This window comes from Microbispora amethystogenes (genome assembly GCF_016863015.1).
Lineage (GTDB): Bacteria > Actinomycetota > Actinomycetes > Streptosporangiales > Streptosporangiaceae > Microbispora > Microbispora amethystogenes.
In genome coordinates, this window is the sequence record NZ_BOOB01000040.1 from 1 (window position 1) to 21,949 (window position 21,949).

Annotated in this window: 14 protein-coding genes and 1 pseudogene; 3 read left to right on the forward strand and 12 right to left on the reverse strand. The window is 71.3% G+C overall.

The genetic code is table 11. The annotated features are described in order from the left end of the window. From Mam01_RS25340 to Mam01_RS25355, 3 genes and pseudogenes are all read right to left on the reverse strand, one after another. Positions 1 to 5,650 (reverse strand): non-ribosomal peptide synthetase (locus tag Mam01_RS25340; protein ID WP_204287714.1); only part of this gene is annotated, 5,650 nt, incomplete at its 3' end. 1,061 nt (positions 5,651 to 6,711) lie between these two features. Beyond that, a pseudogene (locus tag Mam01_RS25350) lies at positions 6,712 to 8,349 on the reverse strand (ABC transporter ATP-binding protein); the annotation flags it as partial. 35 nt (positions 8,350 to 8,384) lie between these two features. Continuing rightward, entirely contained in the window at positions 8,385 to 8,594 is a 210-nt protein-coding gene (locus tag Mam01_RS25355; protein WP_150938947.1) for an MbtH family protein, read from the reverse strand. A 248-nt stretch (positions 8,595 to 8,842) separates the two neighbouring features. Between Mam01_RS25355 and Mam01_RS25360 the strand changes: the two genes are divergently transcribed. Both Mam01_RS25360 and Mam01_RS25365 read left to right on the forward strand, forming a co-directional pair. Continuing rightward, positions 8,843 to 9,508: a response regulator transcription factor gene (locus Mam01_RS25360; RefSeq protein ID WP_150938945.1), complete on the forward strand. Its 666-nt coding sequence runs from the start codon at positions 8,843 to 8,845 to the stop codon at positions 9,506 to 9,508. Between the two features lie 26 nt (positions 9,509 to 9,534). Further along, positions 9,535 to 10,788, forward strand: a complete 1,254-nt coding sequence (locus Mam01_RS25365; protein WP_204287715.1) for a sensor histidine kinase — start codon at positions 9,535 to 9,537, stop codon at positions 10,786 to 10,788. Between the two features lie 186 nt (positions 10,789 to 10,974). Here the strand turns inward: Mam01_RS25365 and Mam01_RS25370 are convergent, their stop codons facing one another. The 9 genes from Mam01_RS25370 to Mam01_RS25410 all read right to left on the reverse strand — a co-directional run bounded on the left by Mam01_RS25370 (position 10,975) and on the right by Mam01_RS25410 (position 19,352). Continuing rightward, on the reverse strand, positions 10,975 to 11,778 hold the full coding sequence (locus tag Mam01_RS25370) for an alpha/beta fold hydrolase (RefSeq protein ID WP_204287716.1): 804 nt from the start codon (positions 11,776 to 11,778) through the stop codon (positions 10,975 to 10,977). A 15-nt stretch (positions 11,779 to 11,793) separates the two neighbouring features. Further along, positions 11,794 to 13,284 (reverse strand): tryptophan 7-halogenase, encoded by a 1,491-nt coding sequence (locus Mam01_RS25375; protein ID WP_204287717.1) that lies wholly within the window; start codon positions 13,282 to 13,284, stop codon positions 11,794 to 11,796. A gap of 20 nt (positions 13,285 to 13,304) precedes the next feature. Next, positions 13,305 to 14,651 (reverse strand): (3,5-dihydroxyphenyl)acetyl-CoA 1,2-dioxygenase DpgC, encoded by a 1,347-nt coding sequence (dpgC, locus tag Mam01_RS25380; protein WP_204287718.1) that lies wholly within the window; start codon positions 14,649 to 14,651, stop codon positions 13,305 to 13,307. After that, positions 14,648 to 15,301: an enoyl-CoA-hydratase DpgB gene (dpgB, locus tag Mam01_RS25385; RefSeq protein ID WP_204287719.1), complete on the reverse strand. Its 654-nt coding sequence runs from the start codon at positions 15,299 to 15,301 to the stop codon at positions 14,648 to 14,650. Before dpgB ends, dpgC begins: the two co-directional genes overlap by 4 nt. Before the next feature lie 26 nt (positions 15,302 to 15,327). Beyond that, complete coding sequence (dpgA, locus tag Mam01_RS25390; RefSeq protein WP_239101600.1) at positions 15,328 to 16,437, reverse strand: 3,5-dihydroxyphenylacetyl-CoA synthase DpgA; 1,110 nt, start codon at positions 16,435 to 16,437, stop codon at positions 15,328 to 15,330. Between the two features lie 322 nt (positions 16,438 to 16,759). Then, entirely contained in the window at positions 16,760 to 17,941 is a 1,182-nt protein-coding gene (locus Mam01_RS25395) for a TIGR04500 family putative peptide maturation system protein (RefSeq protein ID WP_204287720.1), read from the reverse strand. Between the two features lies 1 nt (position 17,942). After that, positions 17,943 to 18,929, reverse strand: a complete 987-nt coding sequence (locus Mam01_RS25400) for an MvdC/MvdD family ATP grasp protein (RefSeq protein WP_204287721.1) — start codon at positions 18,927 to 18,929, stop codon at positions 17,943 to 17,945. A gap of 97 nt (positions 18,930 to 19,026) precedes the next feature. Next, positions 19,027 to 19,179 carry a hypothetical protein gene (locus Mam01_RS25405; RefSeq protein ID WP_204287722.1) on the reverse strand — a complete coding sequence of 51 codons (153 nt, stop codon included), beginning with the start codon at positions 19,177 to 19,179 and terminating at the stop codon, positions 19,027 to 19,029. A gap of 17 nt (positions 19,180 to 19,196) precedes the next feature. Beyond that, positions 19,197 to 19,352, reverse strand: a complete 156-nt coding sequence (locus Mam01_RS25410; protein WP_204287723.1) for a hypothetical protein — start codon at positions 19,350 to 19,352, stop codon at positions 19,197 to 19,199. A gap of 245 nt (positions 19,353 to 19,597) precedes the next feature. Here Mam01_RS25410 and Mam01_RS25415 point away from each other — a divergent pair, with 245 nt between their 5' ends. Then, entirely contained in the window at positions 19,598 to 21,748 is a 2,151-nt protein-coding gene (locus Mam01_RS25415; RefSeq protein ID WP_204287724.1) for a peptidase domain-containing ABC transporter, read from the forward strand. Positions 21,749 to 21,949 lie beyond the last annotated feature (201 nt).

Below are 21,949 nucleotides of genomic sequence, written 5' to 3' on the forward strand. Positions count from 1 at the left end.
CGCCCACGCCCAACTCGCGCAGGTAGGAGGCGAGACGGTTGGCCGCCTCCTCCACCTCCCGGTAGGACACGCCGACCCCGTCACACCACACCGCCACCGCATCCGGCGCCCGATCGGCCCACTCCTGGAACCAGTCCAGGACCGTCCCGGCTACCACGGGGGTAGCGGTGGCGTTCCACCCCTCCACCACCGACCGCCGCTCGGACTCCTCCAGCACATCGACCTGGCTGAGCCGTACAGAGGGGTCGGAGGCCACCTGCTCCAGCACCCGTGCCAACCGCCGCGCGAACGCCTGAGCAGTGGACTCGTCGAACGACTCCGTCAGGTAGTCGAGGCGGAGCCGCAGTTCGCCGATCGGATTCACGCCCAGGGCCAGGGAGAAGTTGGTCGCCTCCCGGACTTCCGTTCCGACGAGCTTCAACGGCTGAGGTGGTTCGCTGTCGCCCGCGCGATAGTTCTCGAAGGCCATCAGGGTGTCGAAGGTCGCACCCGGCCCCGCCAGACGCTGGATCTCCGTCAACCCCAGGTGTTGGTGATCGAGCAGTTCCGACTGGGCTGCCTGGACCTCCGCCAGGGTTCGTACGACCGAGGCGGCCGGATCCAGGCGTACCCGCAGCGGGATGGTGTTGATGAAGAGCCCCACCATGTGTTCCATGCCGGGAAGCTCGGCGGGCCGCCCGGCGACGGTGACGCCGAACACCACATCTCGACGCCCGCTCAGCATCCCCACGAGCACCGCCCACGCCACCTGGAGCACCGTGTTCAGGGTCACGCCCTGCCGGCGGGCCAGGTCTCGCAGGGCCTGGGTCAGCTCCCGATCGGGTTCGACCACGACCTGACCTGTGGTGGACCCCGTTGACGCCGATGCGACCAGCGTCGGCTCCTCCACCCCGGCCAGCGCCCGCCGCCACGCCTCCCGTGCCGCCTCCTTGTCCTGCCGGCCCAGCCAGGCCAGGTGCTCCCGGTACGGCGTGACAGGTGCCAGCGTTCCTGCGTCGCCACCTCCGGAATAGGCGGCCCATAGCTCTCTCTGCAGGATCGGCAGCGACCACCCGTCGAGCACCACGTGATGCAGCGTGATCACCATGCGGTGTTGATCGGTGGCCAGCTTGACCAGGAGGACCCGCAGCAGCGGTGGTGCGCCCAGGTCGAACCGCCGGGCCCGCTCCTCGTCCGCCAGGCGCTGCGTCTCCGTCCGGGCCTCGTCCAGAGGAAGCGCCGACAGGTCCACCTCGCGCCACGGCAGCGCGGCCCGCCGTACGATCGCCTGCACGGGGTGCTCCAAGCCGCTGACCTGGTGGAACCCCGCGCGCAAGCTGGCATGCCGTTCGAGCAGCGCCTCCCAGGACGCCCGCAACGCCCGCGCGTCCAGCGGCCCTTCCAGTTCGAGGGCCATCTGTTCCGCGTAGACGTCCCGCGTCTGGTCGTCGTACAGGGCGTGGAAGAGCAGCCCCTCCTGCAGTGGTGACACCGGCAGGACCTCGACCAGGTCAGGAACGTCCGCCTCAAGCCGCTCGATCTGCGCCTGGTCGAGAGGCACGAGAGGAAAGTCGGAGGGAGTGTGCCCGCCACTCCCGGGGGCGGCCGTGTGCGCGACGAGGCCGGCCAGCATCGCCGCCCACGCGTCGACCAGGCCCTGCGCGGCGCTCTCGGACAGCAGCCGCTTCGGCCAGGCAAGGGTCAGTACGAGCGACGGTCCTTCCGCGAGGTCTCTGACCATGCCTTCGGCTTCGAGGGCGTGCATGACCGGCGACCGGTTCGCGATGCCCTCACCAAGTCCGTTGTCCTCGGCGAGCTGCCAGCTCCGCTGCTGGGTCGTGAACCGTCCCAGGTAGTTGAAGCCGATCTGCGCCCTGGGGATCGCCGCCAACTCCGCGGCGGTGTCGTGGTTGAGATAACGGAGCAGGCCGTATCCCAAGCCGTCGCCGGGGAGCGCCCGCAGCTGCTCCTTGACGCGCTTGACCGCTCGTCCGGCGGACGGGCCGCCGTTCCGTACGTCGGTGAAGTCCACGGCTCCGGCGTCGAGCCGGGCCGGATGGATGCTCGTGAACCAGCCTGCGGTCCTGGTCAGGTCCTCGCCGTCGGCCAGCGGCACCCTGCCGTGCCCTTCGACGTCCACGACAATGCCGTCGCCCACGTCCCGTCCGTCACGCGACTCGGCGACGGCCGTGACCAGTCCGGTCAGCAGGATGTCGTCGATGCCCGCGTGGAACGCGGCCGGCACCGTGGTCAGCAGGGCCGTGGTGACATCCGCGGGTACGGTCGCCGCGACACGCTGCACCGTCGCGCCGACGTCCCGAGCCGGGTCCAGGGGTTCGGTGGTCAGCAGCGGCTCGGGGCCTAGAAGAAGGGCGAGCCAACCGGGCAGTTCCGGCGTCCGCGCGCTCGCCTCGGCGGTGAGCTCCCGAGCCCAGTGGCGATAGGACGTCGGGACGGGTTCGAGGGTGATCTCGTGCCCGGCGGACAGCTTCTCGTAGACCTCGGCCAGATCGGGCAGAAGTACGCGCCAGGAGACGCCGTCCACGACAAGGTGGGCGATGACCAGCAGCAGCCGTCCGGGCTCGTCGGGCCCGGCGTCCAGCCAGACCACCTGGACCATCACCCCGGCCAGCGGATCCAGCCGTTCAACCGCCGCCCTGGTCTGCTCGTCAACCTGACGCGCCCAGTCCGCGCCGGCCCCCTGCCCATCGACTTGCCCCGCCCAATCCGCAGCAGCCCCCCGCTCACCGACCCGGCCCGCCCAATCCGCGCCGTTCGCCTCCACCCGCCGCACCCACGTGGTGATGTCGGCCGCCTGCGGCACCACCAGATGCGGTTCCGGCACGGTAACCAGCCGGGCACGCAGCACCTCATGGCGATCCGTCACCGCCTGAACCGCAGCCACCAAAGCGTCGAAGCTCAGCCCCGGCGGTGTGACCAGCACAGCGGACTGGAACACCTCACCCAGCGCCGCCGGAGCCACCCGCTCCAGCAACTCCCACATCACCGGCGTCAACGGGATCTCACCCACGCCCGGCTCACCGCCGCTTCCCGACGCGGCCTGGCCGACGGTACGGACGACACCGGCGAGCGCGGCCGGAGACTGGTGATCGAACACCTCACGGGTGGTGATGACCAGTCCAGCGCGGCGGGCGGCGGCCACCAGCAACATCGACATGATCGAGTCGCCGCCCAATTCGAAGAATGACGCCTCCGCCCCGACCTGATCCACGCCCAGGACCTCGGCGAACAGCCCGCAGAGGATCTCTTCCATCGGCGTTTCCGCCGCCCGCCCCACACCGGGCAGATCGGGCGCCGGTAGGGCGGCCCGGTCCAGCTTCCCGTTGACCGTCAGCGGAATCGCCTCGATCGGCACCACCAGCGGAACCATGTAGTCCGGCAACCGCGAGGCCGCATACTCCCGCAACGCCGCCACATCCACCCACCCGGCACCCGCCCCGCCAGCGGCCCGGCTCCCGGCCTCGCCACTCGCGGCGTCCGGACCGGCGACTTCCACGCTCGCCGCGCTCGGGGAACCCTCCCCGCCCAGCGCGCCGGAGCCTGCGACGTCCGGGCTCGCAGCACCCGCGCTCGCGGTGGCCGGGCTGATAGCGGCGGAGGCTTGCGCGCCCAGGTTGTGGGCGAGGACGACATAGGCGACCAGGCGCTTGTCACCCGGGCGGTCCTCACGGACGATGACGGCGACCTGCGCCACCGACTCATGGCTCGCGAGGACGGCTTCGACCTCGCCCGGTTCGATGCGGAACCCGCGGATCTTCACTTGTTCGTCGGCCCGGCCGACGAAGGCAAGCTGCCCGTTGTTGAGCCAGCGGGCCAGGTCGCCGCTGCGGTACATCCGCTCCCCGTCTGCGAAGGGGGCGGCGACGAACCGCTCGGCAGTCATTGACGGTCGTCCGACGTAGCCGCGGGCCAGGCCGGTGCCGGCGATGTACACCTCCCCGGTGACGCCGGGCGGGACCGGGCGGAGGAAGTCGTCCAGCACGAACACGCGGGTGTTGGCGAGCGGCGCGCCGATCGCCGGGTCCTGCTCCACCGGGATCGCTATCGGGCTGGCGGTGGTGATCACACTGGCCTCGGTCGGGCCGTAGGTGTTCCACACCTCCGCCCCCGACCCCAGCCACCGTGCGGCCAGGCGGGCGCTCAACCGCTCGGCACCCAGAACCCACCGACGCACCCCCGGCACGGCCTCCGGGTCCAGCACACTCAGCAGGGACGGCACGACGCTGGCCACCTCGACGCCCGCAACGGCGATCATCTCTGCGAGGGCGCCGGGTTCGGCCCGCTCGGCCTCCGTCGCGATCGCCAGCGTTCCGCCGGCGGCCAGGGTGACGGCGACGTCGAGTACGGCCGCGTCGAACCCGAAGGAGGCGAACTGCAACGCCGTCACCCCCGGCCCCACATCCAGGGCGGGCCGCATCGCATGCGCCAGGTTCACCACCCCGGCATGCGGCACCGCCACCCCCTTCGGCCGCCCCGTCGACCCCGACGTATAAATCACATACGCCAACCCCGCCGCCTCGACCGCCACACCGAAGCGCTCCGCCGGTTGCGCGTCGATGCGCTCCGCCGTGCGCTCGTCGTCCAGCACGACCACACGCAACCCACCCACATCGGCGTTGGCGTCGGCACCTGCACCGACGTCAGCGTTGGCGTTAGCGATGGCGGTGCCGTTCGCATCCGCGTCAGCGGTCGCGCCCGCACCCAGGTCTGCGTCGGCGGTGGCAGCGACGTTCGCACGCACACCTGCGGTCTCCACCGCGTCGATGTCGGCGCCGGCACTCGCGCTCGTGCCGGTGTCGGTGTGGGGGGTGGTGATGCGGGACAGGGTGGCGGTGGTACCCATAACTACCTGGGCGGCGCTGTCGGCGAGGATGAAGCCGATCCGGTCGGCAGGGTAAGCAGGGTCGATCGGCACGTATCCGGCTCCGGCTTTCCAGGCCGCCAGGATCGACACGACAAGCTGGACCCCGCGCGGCAGTACCAGCCCGACCCTGGACTCGGCCCCCACGCCCAACTCGCGCAGGTAGGAGGCCAGGCGGTTGGCCGCCTCCTCCACCTCCCGGTAGGAGACACTGACCCCGTCGCACCAGACCGCCACCGCATCCGGCGCGCGATCGGCCTGCTCCTCGAACCGGTCCAGCACCGTCCCGGCCGCCACAGGGGCGGCGGTGTCATTCCAGCCCGCCACCGTCAGCGAACGCTCCTCCGGCGTCAGCACGTCGATCTCACCGATGGGGGTGGCAGGAGGAGCAGCGGAGGCGTTCCTCGCGAATGTCGTGAACATCCGCCTGTAGGCCGCCTGCCCGTCTTCCCGGCTGTCCTCGCAGACCCCGCATGCATCGCCCGGAGCGGTCATGGACCCGTCGTCCGTAAGGGTCTCTTCGGCCAGCCGTACCAGCTCGTCCACACGGCTCCCCGGCTTCACCTCAAGCCGGACCGGTGAGCGATGCCCTTCGACGTCGAGGACGACCTCACGTGCTCCGCTCACGCGGTGGAGATAGGCCGTCGCGATGGCGACGGCCTCGGCCGGAGACCGGTCCAGCCACACCACCGGCTCCGGCCGCTCGGCGAACCGGATGTGCCAGCCGCCGGCGACGAAGCACCTCGTGAGCCGACCGGCGGCAGAAGGGAGGGGACGGGAATCAGACACAGCGGAGCTCCCACCGATTCTTAGCTCGATCGACATTCCCGAGGTGCCGGCGTGTGGCCGGGGTCCCGCTGTCTCCGCTGGTTCGCTGTCCGCCAACGTTCACCGGGGTGGAGGGAGCGGAGCGGAAGGGAGCGAGGACCGCAGCGAAGGCCCAGCGAAGCGGGCTTCGCGAGGACCGGAGGTTCCTTCCGCCGCAGTGACCGACTCGGCCAAAGAAGGACCGGAGGTTCCTTCCCGCGCAGTGACCGACCCGGCCAAGGTCCGTGGACTTCCCACTAAGGGCGTCCCGGGGGCGGCCCGCCGTGGAACGGCCCGGGAGGCCCTCCGGGTACGGGACCGGGACCATTGGGGCCGGGACCGGGACCATCGGGGCCGGGACCGGGACCATCGGGGCCGGGACCGGGACCATGAACACCGGGATAGGGACCGGGAGGGCCACCCGGGCCCGGGCTGCCGGGACCATGACTACCAGGACCGTGACCGCCGGGACCGTGGCCACCGGGACCATGGCCACCGGGACCATGGCCACCGGGACCATGAACACCGGGACCATGAACACCGGGACCATGAACACCGGGACCATGAACACCGGGACCGTGGCCACCGGAGAAGGGGCCGGGAGGGCCACCGGGCACGGGGCCGTGACCACCATGACCGCCAGGACCGCCGGGGCCGGGCCCGCCGAAATGAGGGCCGCCGGGATAGGGGCCGCCCATGGGCCGGGGTCCGGGGTGGGCGAGGTGACCGTCGTGGGGAGCCGCCCCGACCGGGAGCGGACCGGCGGCGAAGTCGTCCGCAGGAGCGGAGTCGCCGTTCAGCGAGGACGGCCGGCCGGCGAACTGCGTGTGGTAGAGCTCGGCGTACATTCCGCCGCGCTCCAGCAGTTCCTCGTGGGTCCCGCTCTCCCTGACCTGTCCCTTGTCGATGACGAGGATCTGGTCGGCGTCCCTGATCGTGGAGAGCCGGTGGGCGATGACGAGCGAGGTGCGTCCGGTCAACGCGGTCTTGAGCGCCCGCTGCAGGGCCGCCTCCGACTCGGAGTCGAGGTGCGCGGTCGCCTCGTCCAGGACGACGATCGGCGGGGCCTTGAGCAGCAGCCGGGCCATCGCGATGCGCTGCTTCTCGCCGCCGGACAGGCGGTAGCCGCGGTCGCCGACGACGGTGTCGAAGCCGTCCGGCAGGGATGTGATCAGGGGCCAGATCTGTGCGGCCCGGCACGCCTCGACCAGTTCCTCCTCGGTCGCGCCCGGCTTGGCGTAGAGCAGGTTCTCCCTGATGGTCTGGTGGAAGAGGTGGGCGTCCTGCGTGACCATGCCGACGGTGTCGCGGAGCGAGTCGAGCGTCAGGTCGCGCAGGTCGCGGCCGCCGATCCGTACGCTGCCCTCGACCGGGTCGTACAGCCGCGGCACCAGGTGGGTGATGGTGGTCTTCCCCGCTCCGGACGGCCCTACAAGCGCGGTCAGTTTCCCGGCCGGCACGCGGAAGCTCAGCTCACGCAGCGTCCAGGCGTTGCCGACGCGTTCCACGGCGGGCAGCGCGATCGACTCCAGGGAGGCCAGCGAGACGTCGGCGGCGGCCGGATAGCGGAAGGACACACCGTCGAACTCGATGTCGGGCGCGGCCTCGGTGACGGGCAGGGGCGCCGCGTCCGGCTTCTCCGCGATGAGCGGCTTCAGGTCGAGCACCTCGAAGACGCGGTCGAAGCTGACCAGTGCCGTGAGGATGCTGCTCTGGGCGCTGGAGAGCTGGTTTATCGGGCCGAACAGCCGGGTGAGCAGCGTCGCGAGCGCGACCAGCGTGCCGATCTGGAACACGCCGTTGATCGCCAGGCCGCCGCCCAGGCCGTACACCATGGCGGTGGCGAGCGCGCTCAGCAGGGTGATCGACAGGAAGAGGAGCTGACCGTAGACGTACGTCCGGACGCCGATGTCGCGGACCTTGGCCGCCAGCCGGGAGAACGCGCGGGTCTCGGACTCGGGCGAGCCGTAGAGCTTGGCCAGCAGGGCGCCCGTCACGTTGAAGCGCTCGTTCATCAACGAGCCCATCTCGGCGTTGGTCTCCATCATCGTCCGGGTGAGCCGCTGCAGCCGGTTTCCGACGAGCTTGCCCGGCAGGACGAAGAACGGCAGCACGAGCAGGGAGATCAGCGTGATCTGCCAGGACAGCGCGAACATCGTGATCATGACGAGCACGAGCGTCAGCCCGGCGGAGGCGACGGTGGACAGCAGCGACGTGACGGCCTGCTGCGCCCCGATCACGTCGGTGTTCAGCCGGCTCACCAGCGCGCCGGTCTGCGCCCTGGTGAAGAACGCGAGCGGCTGCCGCTGCACGTGGTCGAAGACCTGCGTGCGCAGGTCGTAGATGAGCCCCTCGCTGATCCGCGCGGAGTAGGCGGCGACGGCGTAGCCGAGCCCGGCCGACAGGACGGCCATGCCGGCCGCGGCCAGGGAGGTCCAGACGACCACGGGCACGTCGTGCCTGAGGATGCCGTTGTCGATGACGGCCTTGAACAACAGGGGCGTCGCCACCGTGATTCCGGCATTTATCACGGTGCAGCTGAAAAGTAAAATGATATGGCGAAGATATGGCCTGGTGTACGGCAGGATCCTTCTCGTGGTGCCCGGCTTGATCTGCTGCCTGGACACCGGCGAATCGGGCCCCATTCCGCGTATCATCACCGGCCCCGGGCCGCCGATCATCGAGGATGTCCCCCGTTTCCGCGGTCGCCCGGCACCTACTGCCCCATCTGGTCGATGAGGCTCTTCGGGCGCATGTCGGTCCAGTTCTCCTCGACGTAGTCGAGGCAGGCCTTACGGGTGTCCTCGCCGAACACGACCTTCCAGCCGGCCGGCACGGTGGCGAACGCCGGCCAGAGCGAATGCTGCCCCTCGTCGTTCACCAGGACGTAGAAGGTGCCGTTTTCATCGTCGAAGGGATTGGCCATGACCACTCCAATTTAATTGTCCGCGGCTGACCGGGGTCACACTAATCCGGCCCTTAGGGACCGGCAAGGGCCGCCCGTCCAAGTGCGCGTTCCCCGCACTTGGACGCCAATTCATCGGCGTCCGCCAATTGATTTACGGCCGCGAATAACGACGAACGCGCGATGATACGTCGCGGAAACCGCCGCTGGACGATGATGGAGGAACTTGTCAAGGTTGATGTCGTCTGACGGGAAGCGGGGACGGACCAGTGCGAGTGCTGGTGGTTGAGGACGACGAGGAGATGGCGCAGACCGTGGCGGTCGGCCTGCGGCGCGCGTACATGGCGGTGGACGTCGCGCTGGACGGCCCGAGCGGCCTGGAACGCGCGTTGTGCAACGACTACGACGTGATCGTGCTCGACCGCGACCTGCCGGGGCTGCACGGGGACGAGGTGTGCGCCAAGCTCGTCGAGGCGGGCTGCCGGAGCCGGGTGCTCATGCTGACGGCCGCCGCGACGACGGAGGACCTGGTCGACGGCCTCAACCGCGGAGCCGACGACTACCTGCCCAAGCCGTTCGACTTTCCCGCGCTGCTCGCCCGGATCGGGGCGCTGGCGCGGCGGTCGCATCCCGCGGTGCCGCCGGTGATCCGCCACGGCGATCTCGTGCTGGACACCGCCCGTCGCACCGTCACCAGGGGCGGCCGGGTGCTGGATCTGGCGCCGAAGGAGTTCGGCGTGCTGGAGTTGCTGCTGGTCTCCAGGGGCCGGGTCGTGTCGGCGGAGGAACTGCTCGAACGCGTCTGGGACGAGGCCGCCGACCCCTTCACCAACGCCGTGAAGATCACGATCAGCAGGTTGCGCACGAAGCTGGGCGACCCGCCGATCATCCAGACCGCGGCCAAGCGCGGCTACCAGATATCGGGGAGCCCATGAGCGGAATTTCCGGATTATCCAGGCGGGTGGCCCTGAAGCACCTGCCGCGCCGCACCGTCCGGCTGCGGCTGACGTTCCTGTACGGCGGCCTGTATCTGGTCTCGGGGGCGGCGCTGCTGGCCGTCACCTACATCCTGGTGCACCACGCCGTGTCCAGCCAGGTCGTCTCGGGCCAGACGCTGCTCCCTCCGCACGACGGCGGTGGCCTGCAGCCGGGCGGCGTGCCGGGCCCGGGTCCGGGCAGCTCCGAGGGGGCGGTCATGGACATGCTCCCGCCGGAGGCGGCCGAGGCGATGGCGCACCAGCGCTCGACCCTGCTCGACCAGTTGCTCATCCAGTCGGGGATCGCGCTCGGGATCATGTCGCTGATCTCGCTCGCGCTCGGCTGGATCGTGGCCGGCCGCATCCTGCGCCCCCTGCGTACGATCACCGCGGCCGCCCGCGACATCTCGGCGACGAGCCTGAACCGGCGCCTGGCGCTCCAGGGTCCGAGCGACGAGCTCAAGGAGCTCGGCGACACCTTCGACGACCTGCTGAGCCGGCTGGAGGCGAGCTTCCTGGCGCAGCGGCAGTTCGTCGCGAACGCCTCGCACGAGCTGCGGACGCCGCTGGCCCGGCAGCGCACGCTCGGCCAGGTCGCCTTGTCGGACCCCGAGGCGAGCGTGGACTCCCTGCGCGCGGCGCACGAGCGGATCCTCGTGGCGGGCGCGCAGCAGGAGCGGCTGATCGAGGCGCTGCTCACGCTGACCCGCGGGCACGCGGGGATCGAGGTGCGCCAGCCGTTCGACCTGGGACAGCTCACGCGGGAGGTGACCGGCGCGCGCACCCAGGAGGCGGCGCTGCGGTCGGTGACGCTGCGGGTGCGGACCGAGCCGGCGACGGCCGCGGGCAACCGGAACCTGGCCGAGCGTCTCGTCGTCAACCTCGTGGACAACGCGATCAAGTACAACGCGGACGACGGCTGGGTGGACGTGTCGGTCCGCGTGATGGCCGGTCACGCGGTGCTCACCGTCGCCAACAGCGGGCCGGTCGTGCCACCCGAGGCCGTCGAACGCCTCTTCCAGCCGTTCCAGCGGCTCGGCACGGCGCGTACGGGCGGACGCCGGGACGGGCTCGGCCTGGGGCTGTCGATCGTGCAGGCCATCGCGGCGGCCCACGGCGCCCGCCTCACGACGGTCGCGCGGCCCGAGGGCGGCCTGATCACGACGGTCTCCTTCCCCGTCGTGACCATGCACCGCGCCCTGAACGGCAACGGCGCGATGCCGGTACGGACCGGCTGAGACGCCGGGCCGTGTCCGGCACTCGCTAGGTCGTGTCTGACAAATCAAGCCCTGCTGCGCGTGGCCCAGGCGGCGCCTCGCTGCGTTGTCGTCGTCGCCGATAACGCTGTTATCGGCTCCTCCTCCGCCTTGCGATGCATCCACCTGGATCCCCGCTCGCGACGGGCAGCATTTGTCAGACACTCCCTAGCCGCGGCCGAAGAACTCGATGATCGCGGCGTTCACCTCGCGGGGCCGCTCCAGGTATCCGTAGTGCCCGCAGCCGGGGATCTCCAGGTGGAGTGCCCCCGGGATCGCCTCGGCCACCTCCCGGGGCAGCCGCGGCCGGATGATCAGGTCGTCGGCGAAGCCGATGACCAGGCAGGGGCAGTCGATGTCGCGGTAGGCCGGCAGCCGGTTGGGGATGACCTGGAGGCTGAGCTGCCCGCGCACGCCCGCGCGGTCCACCGCCGACATCTCGAACACGTCGAGCCAGTCCCTGATCTGCTCCTCGTCGCTGAGCGTGCGCGGCGACAGGTTCGACACGGCCTGGAGGTAGGCGCCGAAGCGCGGCGGCAGGACCGTCCCGCTGTCGCACAGTTCGAGCTCGGCGGCCGTCATCGCGTCCACGAACGCGTCGGTGCGGCCGCAGGAGGCTATCAGGACGGCCTGCCGTACGAGGCCGGGCCGGGCCAGGAGCAGCTCCTGGACGATGATCGCGCCCAGGGAGAAGCCCACGACCCGGCACGGTCCCAGTTCGAGGTGCTCGATGAGGCCGGCGACGTCGGCGGCCATGTCGTCGAGCGTGAAGCCGCCGGGGCACAGATCGCTCGGCGGAACGCCCCGGTTGTCGACGGTGACGACGCGATGGCCGGCCGCCTTCAGCGCGGGCACCTGGTGCGTCCGCCAGATCCGGCCGGGCGCCCCGGTGCCCGTGACCAGGACGACCGGGTCTCCGGAGCCGTAGTCGTCGTAACCCAGGGTGATCCCGTTGACCCGGGCGACCGGCATCGTGTCCCCTCCCGCCTACGCCTTGGCCGGCAGCCAGAACAGCCCGTCGTTGCTGGTGACGAGGCCGCCGGGGAACATGGGGACGTCGGGCCCGAGATCCTCGCCGAGGAAGGCCCGGCTCTGCACCTGGGCGCCCTCCTGCATCGCCTGCCGTACGGCCGACGACTTGAACAGAGGTGCCATGTTGCCCTCGCGGTCGGCGGCCAGCTCGTCGATCGCGGCGGCGAACTCGGCCGACTTGTCCTTCATCCGCACCGCGGCCGACTCGGCGTCCCTGAGGGCGAACTCCGAGGAGGACACGCCAGCGACGAGCTCGACGAAGGACTCCAGCTCGGTGTGCCCGCTGTGGGTGACCTTCTTCGCCGACCAGAAGTAGGAGTCCTCGTCCCGGTGCATGTCGTAGAACGACATCAGGAACTCGTAGAACACGCCGTACTCCCGGCGGTAGCGCGCCTCGAACTCGGTGAAGGCCTCCTCCTCGCCGACCAGCCCCGCGAGGGCGCTGTTGATGGAGCGCGAGGCCAGCAGGGCGCTGTAGGTGGCCAGGTGGACGCCCGACGAGAAGACCGGGTCGACGAAGCACGCCGCGTCGCCGATCAGCACGAACCCGGGCCGCCAGAACGTGGTGTGGTGGTAGGAGTAGTCCTTCCGCGCGCGGATCTGGCCGTACTGACCCTCCGTCACGCGGGTGGCGCCGGACAGGTAGTCCTTGATCAGCGGGCACTCGTCGATCAGCGCGGACAGCGAGGCCTCGGGGTCGCCCTGGACCTTCTCCGCGTTCTCCCTGCGGACGACCGCGCCCACGCTCGTGAGGGTGTCGCTGAGGGGGATGTACCAGAACCACCCGCTGTTGAAGGCGACCGACAGGATGTTGCCGGAGTAGGGCGCGGGCAGCCGCCTGCCGCCCTCGAAGTAGCCGAACAGCGCCAGGCTGCGGAAGAACTCGGAGTAGACGCGGGTGCCGCCGACCCGCTTGTAGATGCGGCTGCCGTTGCCGGAGGCGTCCACCACGAACCGCGCGTACGCCCGGTGCTCGGCGCCGTCCTCGCCGGAGTACGTCACGCCGACGACCCGGCCGTCCTCCTCGATGACGTCGGACACCTGCGTCCGGAAGCGGACCTCCGCACCCTTCGACACGGCGTTGTCCAGCAGGATCTTGTCGAACTTCGACCGCTCCACCTGGTACGCGTACGACGTGGAGCTCGCGATCTTGGGGGACACCGAGAACGAGAACGTCCACGGCTCCGGCTTGGCGCCCCAGCGGAACGTGCCGCCCTTCTTGTGGGTGAATCCCGCCGCCGCCAGGGCGTCGGTCACTCCGATCATTTTGCACACGCCGTGGATCGTCGACGGCAGCAGCGACTCACCGATCTGGTACCGGGGAAAGGTCTCCTTCTCCAGGACGAGCACCCGGTGGCCCTGCATCGCCACGAGAGCGGCCAGCGTGGCGCCGCCCGGGCCGCCGCCCACCACCACGACATCGAATTCCTCGCGTTCCACCGGCATTGCCTCCTTTTTCGTTCCCTTTACCGGGATCCCGGCTTGGCACCGAATTTGCCGACCTTGTCGATTACGTCCTCGCTGTAGAGGCGGATGGCCTGCTGGAGCGCGAATTCCGCCATGTAGGTGCGGAAGGCGTCGACGGACTCGTCGGCGAGGTTCAGCATCCGCCGGTTGGCCAGCACCGCCGCGCCGTCGAGCCGGGCCAGGGCGCGCTCGACGGCGGCGTCCAGCTCGGCCGGCTCCACGATCTCGTCGGCCAGCAGCCGCGCGTCCGGCTCGGAGGCCCACACGCGGCGGCCCGTCAGGATGACCTGGCGGGCCAGGCGTGGCCCGGCGAACCTGGTCAGCCTGAGGTTCGCGACCCCCGGGACGATCCCCTCCTTGGCCGCGGGCAGGCTGAAGTAGGCGTCGGAGGCGGCCAGCACGTGGTCGAAGACCAGCAGGAGCTGGGTCGCACCCCCGATGGCGAACCCGTCCACGGCGGCGACCCAGGGCTTCTCGACGAACGGCGAGTGCCAGGCGCCGTCCCGTACGCGCACCCCACGCATGATCTTGTGGAGGTAGCCGAGCTCGCGCCGCAGCAGGAAGTCGACCAGGGAGATGCCCCCGGAGCTCAGGCTCTTGAGGTTGATGCCGGCGCTGAAGACCCGCCTGCCCCGATAGCGGGGGTGGCTCATCTCCCCGCCCCGCACGAGGCACACGCGGACGCCGGGGTCGAGCAGGGCCAGGTCGACCGCGGTCTCCATGTCGTCGACCTGCCGGCCGTCCTCGGCGTTCAGGCAGTCGTCGCGGCACAGGGTGAGACGCGCGACCCCGTCGTCACGCACCAGCCGTACGGCCTCCATCTCGGCCACGCCGGTCCTGAGGAACTCGGGCAGCAGGCGCAGGGCGCGCGGGGTGGGCCGGAGCATCGCGTCGATCAGGTGGCGTCCGGGCCGGGGCGAGGCGAGGATCGCCCGCAGGAAGATGCCCTGGTCGATCTCGCGCCCCTCCTTGCCGGCCTGCGGCCGGTCGCGCTCGGCGGCGAGCTGCGCGGCGGTGGGCACCAGCCCGGGGAACGCCTCCGCGGCGGCCTCGACCAGCTCGCCGACGCGCAGTTCGCGCTTGCCGCCCTCCGTGAGCCGGTCGTGGACGTCCTCGGCGTACGCCTCCATGAACCGTGTGCGGAGCAGCCGGATCTCGTCCTTGATCTCGGTGGCCGTCGCGCGCTCCGCCTCCGTGCGGGCACCCGGCTCGGGCAGCTCGGCCAGCCGGGTCTCGGCCCGTTCGGCCGCCTCGGACAGCGCCGCGCTCGCGACCTCCAGGACCGTGCCGCTCACAATGCCGCTCACAATGCCGCTCACAATGCCGCTCGCGGGGTCCGCTCTCATGAGGCCGCGCTCCTGCGCAGGGCGCGGTCGCAGGCCGCCAGGTGGGTCCCGAGCGCGTCCTCGAAGCTGGTCCTGGCCGCGTCGAACATGAGCTGGCGCCGGATCGCCAGGTCCCTGCCGGGCAGGTCGTCCGTGAGCGCCGCCAGGGCGGCGGCGGGATCGTCGCTCAGCCCGTCGAGGAGGTGCAGCGCCAGCGCCCGCTCCGCGGAGATCGGCGCGCCGCCGAGCACCGCCCGCCGTACGCCGCCGACCCCCGCCTGCTGGGTGAGCCGGTAGAGCGCCATGCCGGGCCACACGGCGTCGCCGTACGCCGGGACGACCAGACGGGCGCCGGGCGTGGCGACCCTGAGGTCGGTGGCCAGCAGGACCTCCAGCGCGGTGCCGCCGCAGTCGCCGAGGACCACCGCGCAGGTGCGCACGGGCAGCCGTTCGAGGCGGCGCAGCGCGCGCTCCCACTTGGACACCAGGCCGATGTCGAGCCCGCCGGGCGCGGGGCCGAACGTGGTGCCGGACGCGGCGCCGTCCGGGACGCCGGACAGGGCGATCACGACCGGGCCGGGGTCCGCGTGGTCCTCGGCGGCGTCGCAGAGCGTCTGGACCGCCTCGACCAGCCCGGCCGACAGAGGGAGAGCGCCGTCGACCGACAGCATGGGTTCACCTTCGCTTCCGGGCGGCCTCACCACTGGACCAGCGCCGTCTCGATGGTGGAGCCGGGCCCCATGGTCATGAGCACGCCGTAGTCGCCGGGCCGGGCGACCTCCTCGGCCAGCAGGCGCTCGTAGGAGAACAGGAACGAGGCGCTGGAGACGTTTCCGTAGTCGCGCAGGACGCCGATCGTGTGCCGGACGTCGTGCCGGCTGAGCCCGAGGTTGACCATGACGGCGTCGATGACCTTCTTGCCGCCGGAGTGGACGAGCCAGTGCCCGATCTCGCTGCGGCGCAGCCCCGTCCCGGCCAGCAGGCGGTCGACGACGATCTCGGCGTGCGCGCCCACGACGTAGGGGATCTGCGGGTCGAGGAAGAAGCTGAACCTGTCCTGGGCCCGGTCCCAGTCGTAGCGCATCGCGTCGAGGGCGTCGGTGATGATGAGGCTGGCGAACTTGAGGATGCGCGGCCCGGCGGGCGCGGCCTCGCCCGCGCCCGCGACCAGGGCGAGCGCGGCGGCGCCGTCGCCGAAGAGGCTGTTGACGACCGCTGTGCGCATGGTGCCGTCCAGCGCGTACGCGGCCGAGCACGCCTCGCTGCACAGGACGACCGCGAGTTCGCCGGGATGGGCAGCGGACCAGCCGGACACGACGCCGAGCGCGTTCAGCCCGGCGTTGCAGCCCATGCCGACGATGTCGGAGCGGCTGCAGTGCGGGTCGATGCCGAGCTCTCTGATGATCAGGGCGCTCAGGCCGGGGGTGAGGAAACCGGTGGAGGTCACGCAGCACAGGTGACGCAGGTCGGACAGGCCCGCGCCGGCGTTCTTCAGGCACGATTCCAGCGCCCGCGCGCCCATCTCGACGGCGAGCCTCTTGTGTTTGTCGAGCAGGTCGCCCTGGGGCTCCGGGGCGCGCCTGCCGCTCTCGTCCGCCGGGGGCAGCGTCAGGTGACGCCGGGTGATCGCGCTGTTGAGGAACACCGAGCGGATCTTGGGGTTGTCGATGTCGAGGAGTTCGAGCACTTCGGACTGCGTGAACGACGTGTCGGACACCGCGGTGCCCACGCCGGCCATGCGCGAGATCTCCGGCAGCCGGGGGGTGGCCGTGACGACGGCGGCGGGGCGCTCCATGCTGATCGTCATCGGTACATCCATCCCCACGTCCGGAGCTTGCTGCGGAGAATTGTCTTCACCTGGTCTTCCGTCATTTCCTCACCTCTGGCGAAAAATCCGGAACAGAGGTGAGAACCGTAATCTCCACAATGGAAGATCAGCAATGGAAAGTGTCCAAGTGCGGAATTCTCCGCCCGCGACCACCGCTTCAGCAAGCCCGGGACGGCGGGAACAAAAATCACAAAATCCGTGATAATTCAACGACGGGACGGTTTATTACGCGGTCTCGCTCACGCGCCGTCGCCGACGTACTCCATATAGATGTCGATCGTGCCGTTTTCCCGCCGGGCCGTCACCCGCCGGCGGCCGGGGACGTCGGCGAGGCGCCGCGCGAACCGTCCGGCGCCCGGAGCGCCCGCGTGACCGATCCCGTCTGCAGTGCGGTGCCCCACATCCACTCGACGCTCGCCTCGGCGCGCCTGCGCGCGAGCCAGTCGTCGAAGATCCGGTTCTCGATCGCGCGCCGGGTCTCGTCGTCGAGGACGGCGGGGCGCACCTCCAGTACGCAGGTGACCAGCGGCTCCGGCCCGCCGCCGAGGACGTCCCCGGCGCCGGCGCCGGCGGCCTCCGGGCCGAGTTCGCGGCGGTACACGAGCGCCGGCCGGACGTCCGCGCCGTACTCGAAGGCCTCTTCTGCGGCCTTCGCGAAGATCTCCGCACGCGCCTCCCCGACGTCCTTCCCGGCGTCCTTCCCTGCGATCGGGACGAGCGGCCCGCTCCCAGGCCGTTCGATCCCGGGACGTCCGATTCCGGGCCGTGCGCCGTTTCGCAGCCGCCTGGCCGCCGTACGGGCGGCTTCGAGGTGGGGATACCGCAGGCGTAGAACGCTGAGGCGGTCGTGGCCGTCCCGGTCGGCGGCGAACCGTCCGGCCGCGCCGTCGGCGGCCACCCGGCGGCGCAGCCGGGCGATGGCGGCCTCCTGGTGGACGATCGTCTCCAGCGACGCGTGGTCGAGCCCGCGTTCCGCCATCCAGTCACGGGTGGCCCGGACGGTGAGCAGGCCGCGGGCCCGCCGGAAGGCGTCCATGGCCTCCTGAAGCTCCTCGGCGGACAGTTCGACCGGCTCCCGCTCCAGTTCCTGCTCCACCAGGGCGGCGTTCACGAGGCGGGCGGCGAGCGAACTGTCCCCCCACAGCCCGTCGAGCACGGCCATGGCCTGCTCCATCCTGACGTCGACGCCGTCGACGCGGACGACGACCTGCTCGCCGGCGCCCTGGCTGCCGCGCAGCGGCCACGGGACGGCCCGGGCCGGCGCGAACGCGACGGACACCGTGCCGTCCGGCGCCGTGATCAGCAGGTCGTAGTGGTGGCTCCCGCCGGGATGGTCGCGCTGCCAGACGAGGCGCATCGGCACGTCCGGGTGTCCGGCTCGCAGGTCGCCCAGCAGGCGCCTCGCGTCGGCCGGCTCGGCGCCGGAGACCCGGCGCAGGAAGGCCAGGGCGTCGTTCAGCAGGTGGTCGGGGAAAAGCGGCACGTCAGGCTCCTCGCAGGAGGTGTTCGCAGATGGCCTCGCTGATCGGAAGGCCGGTGAGGTGCTCCACCCACAGCCACTGCGCGTTGGGGTTCACCTCGAGGAAGACGTGACGGCCCTCGGGGGTGAGGATCAGGTCGATCGCCCCGTACGCGAGGCCGAGCCGCTCCATGAGGGTGAGACAGCGCGCGGCGACGTCGTCGGGCAGGCGGTGCGGACGGTGCGGGGTGATCCCGGTGTCGTAGCGCCGCCAGTCGACGGCGGACCGGTTGGACACCTGGGAGTGGATCTCCGCGGCGAAGATCCGGCGGCCGACGACGGTGACGCGCAGCTCCAGGCGCTTGTCCACCCGCTCCTGCACGATCATCGGGCAGAACCGCAGCCCGTCGGCGTACGCCAGGTCGCGGGGCGACACCGGCTCGCTGAGACGCGTGACGGTGAGGCCGTCACCGACGCCCTCGATGAAGGGGATGTGGAACGTCTTGGTGATGACGCGGCCGTCGTGCCGCCCGTGGAACTCGAAGAACGCCTCAGGGTCCGTGGTGATGAGCGTGTCCGGTACGGCGAAGCCGAGCTCCGCCGCGAGGGCGAGCTGGGAGGCCTTCTGGCCGGACCGCCGCCAGACCGACTCGCGGGCGGGCAGCTGCGGGCACGGCAGGTGCTCCCACAGATCGCTGAGCAGGCTCTGGCACTCCCTGGCCGCGTGCGCGGCGACCGCCGGTTCGGTCAGCTCCGGATGCGGCGCGGGCGGGCTGGGACGGCGCCACCACAACGCGGTGACCGTGTCGAGCGCGATCTCCTCCCCACCGCCCCGCAGCAGGCGCGTCATGCGCCCGTCCGCCGTGTAGCCGACCTCCACCCGCCAGGAGACGGGGAAGCCGCCGGGGTCGAAGACGGTGACCCGCGCGCCGCGCTCGGCGAGCAGGGCGCCGACGCGGTCGGCGTGGGGATCGTCCTCACCCGTGAGGACGAGAACATGCGGAGATGGCAAGGCCGGGCCTTTCGTGATCACGGTGAAGGCGGGAGCGCCGACGCGGGCGCTCCCACCCCGTGCCTCAGCGGCGGTTCAGAGGCGTTTCACAGTCCGCTCAGAGGGCGATGTCGTCCCAGGAGCACATGTTGCCGCCGTACGAGCCCGTGTTGTACTCGGGCCACATGCCGCCGCTGACGCCCCGCAGGGTCTCCTCGTCGAGTTCGGCGCCCACGGCGTCGATGTCGGCGAGAACGGTCCGCACAGTCATTCCGGTGTCTCCTCGTGCTAGCAGTAGACGTCGTCGCGGCTGGCGTACAGGCCGGTGTGGCTGTAGGCCCCCTCGGGGTCCATGCCGCCGTTGATCCCCTGCAGCCGGCTCTCGTCCAGCTCGGCGCCGACCTCGGAGATGTCGCGCAGCTCCGTGCGCGGATTCCTGCCCATGTGATCTCCCTCCTTTCCGTACGGGAGCCGGGGCGGCTCCCACGCTCCCAAGGCTCGGTGGAAGATCTTGGAACCGTCTTGCGGGCAGATTGGAGGGAGGCTGAGCACCGCTGCAACCGCAGGTCGGGGGCATGTCCGGCCTTCTCGCCGGGCCCCCGGCGGCGTCGGCAGGCGGCCCCGGGACCCGTTCCCGCGCCGGATGATCCAAGTCGCCGCGCAGTGGGCGGCGGAACACTGCGGGACCCATGAGGTTCAATCGCACACGGGTCCCGCTGCTGTTCCAGGACTCCATGACCGAGTGCGGCGCCGCCTGCCTCGCCATGGTCCTCGGGGCGCACGGTCACCACACCACGGTCCGCGCGCTCGCGGACGAGATGGGGATCGGGCGCGACGGCGGGACCGCTCTCTCACTCATCCGGGCGGCACGCCGGCGGGGCCTCACCGCACGTGCCTTCTCGCTGCCCGCGGAGGCGATCCGGCACGTCCCCCTCCCCGCCGTGGCCCACTGGGAGTCGCGCCACTTCGTCGTCGTCGAGGCGCTCGGGCGTGGCCGCGTCACGATCGCCGATCCGGGAACGGGACGTCACCGGATCGATGAGGAGGAGTTCGCCGGGTCCTTCAGCGGGGTGGTGCTCGTCTTCGAACCGGGGCCGGAGTTCGCCCGAGGGCGGTTCGGGCACGCGCGGAGCCGTTCATGGCTCCAGTTCATCCGTACGGCGTTCGCCGCGCGGCGGCCGCTGGTCGCCCTGCTGGCCCTGTTCAGCGTCGTGACGCAGGCGTTCGGGCTCGTCCTGCCCGTCCTGACCGGGCTGATCGTCGACCGGGTGGTGCTCGCGGGCGAGCGGGATCTGATCACCGCCCTCGGCGCGGGCCTGCTCGCGGTCTTCGCCACGCACACGGCGGTGGGGGTGCTGCGGGCGTTCACGCTCGCGGCCCTGCGCGTCCGCGCGGACGCCGACCTGCTGGAGATCACCGCGACCCGCCTGCTCGCGGCGCCGTTCCGGTTCTTCGCCGGGCGGACGTCCGTGGACCTGTCCAACAAGGTCATGGGAACCGTGCTGATCAGGGAGATCGTGATCGGCCAGGCCCTCCTCGCGGTCTTCGACGGCCCGCTGGCGCTGGGATACCTGGTCGCGGTGGCCGTCCGCAGTCCGCTGACCGGCGCCTGCCTGCTGGCCTTCGCGGCGGCCCAGGTCGCCCTGCTGCTGGCCACCCGGCGGCACGTCAGCGACCTGGCCCGCCGCGAGGCGGACACGCGCAGCGACGTCCAGGGCCGGCTCGTCGAGGTGGTGCGGGGCATCGAGAGCATCAAGGCCTCGGGTTCCGAACCCCGCGTCCGGCACCGGTGGACGAAGCTGCTGGCGGTGTACGTCGGCCGGGCCGGGCGCAGCAGCCGGGCCCAGGGCCTGCAACAGGCGGTGTTCGACGCGCTCAGGTTCACGGCCCCACTGGTCCTGGTCTGGGTCGGGGCGGGGCAGGTCGTCGGCGGGGAGATGTCACTGGGCGAGATGCTCGCGCTGCAGGCGCTCGCGGCCGTCGCGCTCTCCCTGCTGTCCTCGCTGATCGGCGGTCTGCAGGCACTCCAGGCGGCCCGGCCGTACGTGGACCGCCTGGCCGACGTCTGGGAGGCCGAGGCGGAGCCGGTCCCCCCGGACGCGGTGACCGCCGAGGTGAGCGGCCGCGTCAGCGCGGAGGGCGTGGGCTTCCGGTACACGGCGGAGGCGCCCTGGGTGGTGCGGGACGTCAGCGTGGAGGTGGCGCCGGGCCGGAAGCTCGCCCTGGTGGGCCGGTCGGGCTCGGGCAAGACGACCCTCGCCCGCGTGCTGCTCGGGCTCTTCGCCCCCACCGAGGGGGAGATCCGCTACGACGGCCTGCCCGCCTCCCGCTTCGACCCGGGCGCCCTGCGCCGCCAGTTCGCGGTGGTGCCGCAGGAACCCGTGCTGTTCACCGGGACCATTGCCGAGAACATCGCGCTGAACGCGCCGGGCGCGCCGGCCGAGGAGATCGCCGAGGCGGCCCGCCTCGCCTGCGTCCACGACGACATCATGGCCATGCCCATGGGGTACGGCACCCTGCTCGCCGAGGGGGGCGGCCTGTCCGGCGGGCAGCGGCAGCGGATCGCCCTGGCCAGGGCCCTGCTGTCCAGGCCGAGGCTGCTGCTCCTGGACGAGGCCACCAGCCACCTCGACACGGCGACGGAGGCGGCGATCGAGGCCAACCTCGCCGGGCTGGACATGACGCGCATCGTCATCGCCCACCGGCTGAGCACCGTGCTGGACGCCGATCTCATTCTCGTGCTGGAGGCCGGACGGGTCGTGGAGGCAGGCGCGCACGCCGACCTGCTGCGGGCGGGCGGGCCGTACGCGCGCCTGGCCGGCGGCTCAGCGCGGTCGTGACCGGCGACGGGCCGCCCCAAGATTTTTCACGCCGTTTGTCACCCTTCCGACCTGCCCAGAAGCCGCCGGGCCGCCGCGCGGCGACGAATCCGCCCGCATGGATTTGGAGTAGATGGGAAAGGTCTCCACAAACCCACGGAAGAGACACGGTTTGACAACAAATATAACGATCGCCACTGTCGGGTAGCGGAGCGACGCGCT

What these genes read in the sequence shown, in the direction of transcription:
- Mam01_RS25355 (WP_150938947.1), bottom strand. Translation starts at nt 8,594, where the DNA reads ATGGCCAATCCCTTCGACGATGAAAACGGCACCTTCTACGTCCTGGTG.
- Mam01_RS25370 (WP_204287716.1), bottom strand. Translation starts at nt 11,778, where the DNA reads ATGCCGGTCGCCCGGGTCAACGGGATCACCCTGGGTTACGACGACTAC.
- Mam01_RS25410 (WP_204287723.1), bottom strand. Translation starts at nt 19,352, where the DNA reads ATGGGCAGGAATCCGCGCACGGAGCTGCGCGACATCTCCGAGGTCGGC.
- Mam01_RS25415 (WP_204287724.1), top strand. Translation starts at nt 19,598, where the DNA reads ATGAGGTTCAATCGCACACGGGTCCCGCTGCTGTTCCAGGACTCCATG.
- Mam01_RS25405 (WP_204287722.1), bottom strand. Translation starts at nt 19,179, where the DNA reads ATGACTGTGCGGACCGTTCTCGCCGACATCGACGCCGTGGGCGCCGAA.
- dpgB (WP_204287719.1), bottom strand. Translation starts at nt 15,301, where the DNA reads ATGCTGTCGGTCGACGGCGCTCTCCCTCTGTCGGCCGGGCTGGTCGAG.
- dpgC (WP_204287718.1), bottom strand. Translation starts at nt 14,651, where the DNA reads ATGAGAGCGGACCCCGCGAGCGGCATTGTGAGCGGCATTGTGAGCGGC.
- dpgA (WP_239101600.1), bottom strand. Translation starts at nt 16,437, where the DNA reads ATGACGATCAGCATGGAGCGCCCCGCCGCCGTCGTCACGGCCACCCCC.
- Mam01_RS25375 (WP_204287717.1), bottom strand. Translation starts at nt 13,284, where the DNA reads ATGCCGGTGGAACGCGAGGAATTCGATGTCGTGGTGGTGGGCGGCGGC.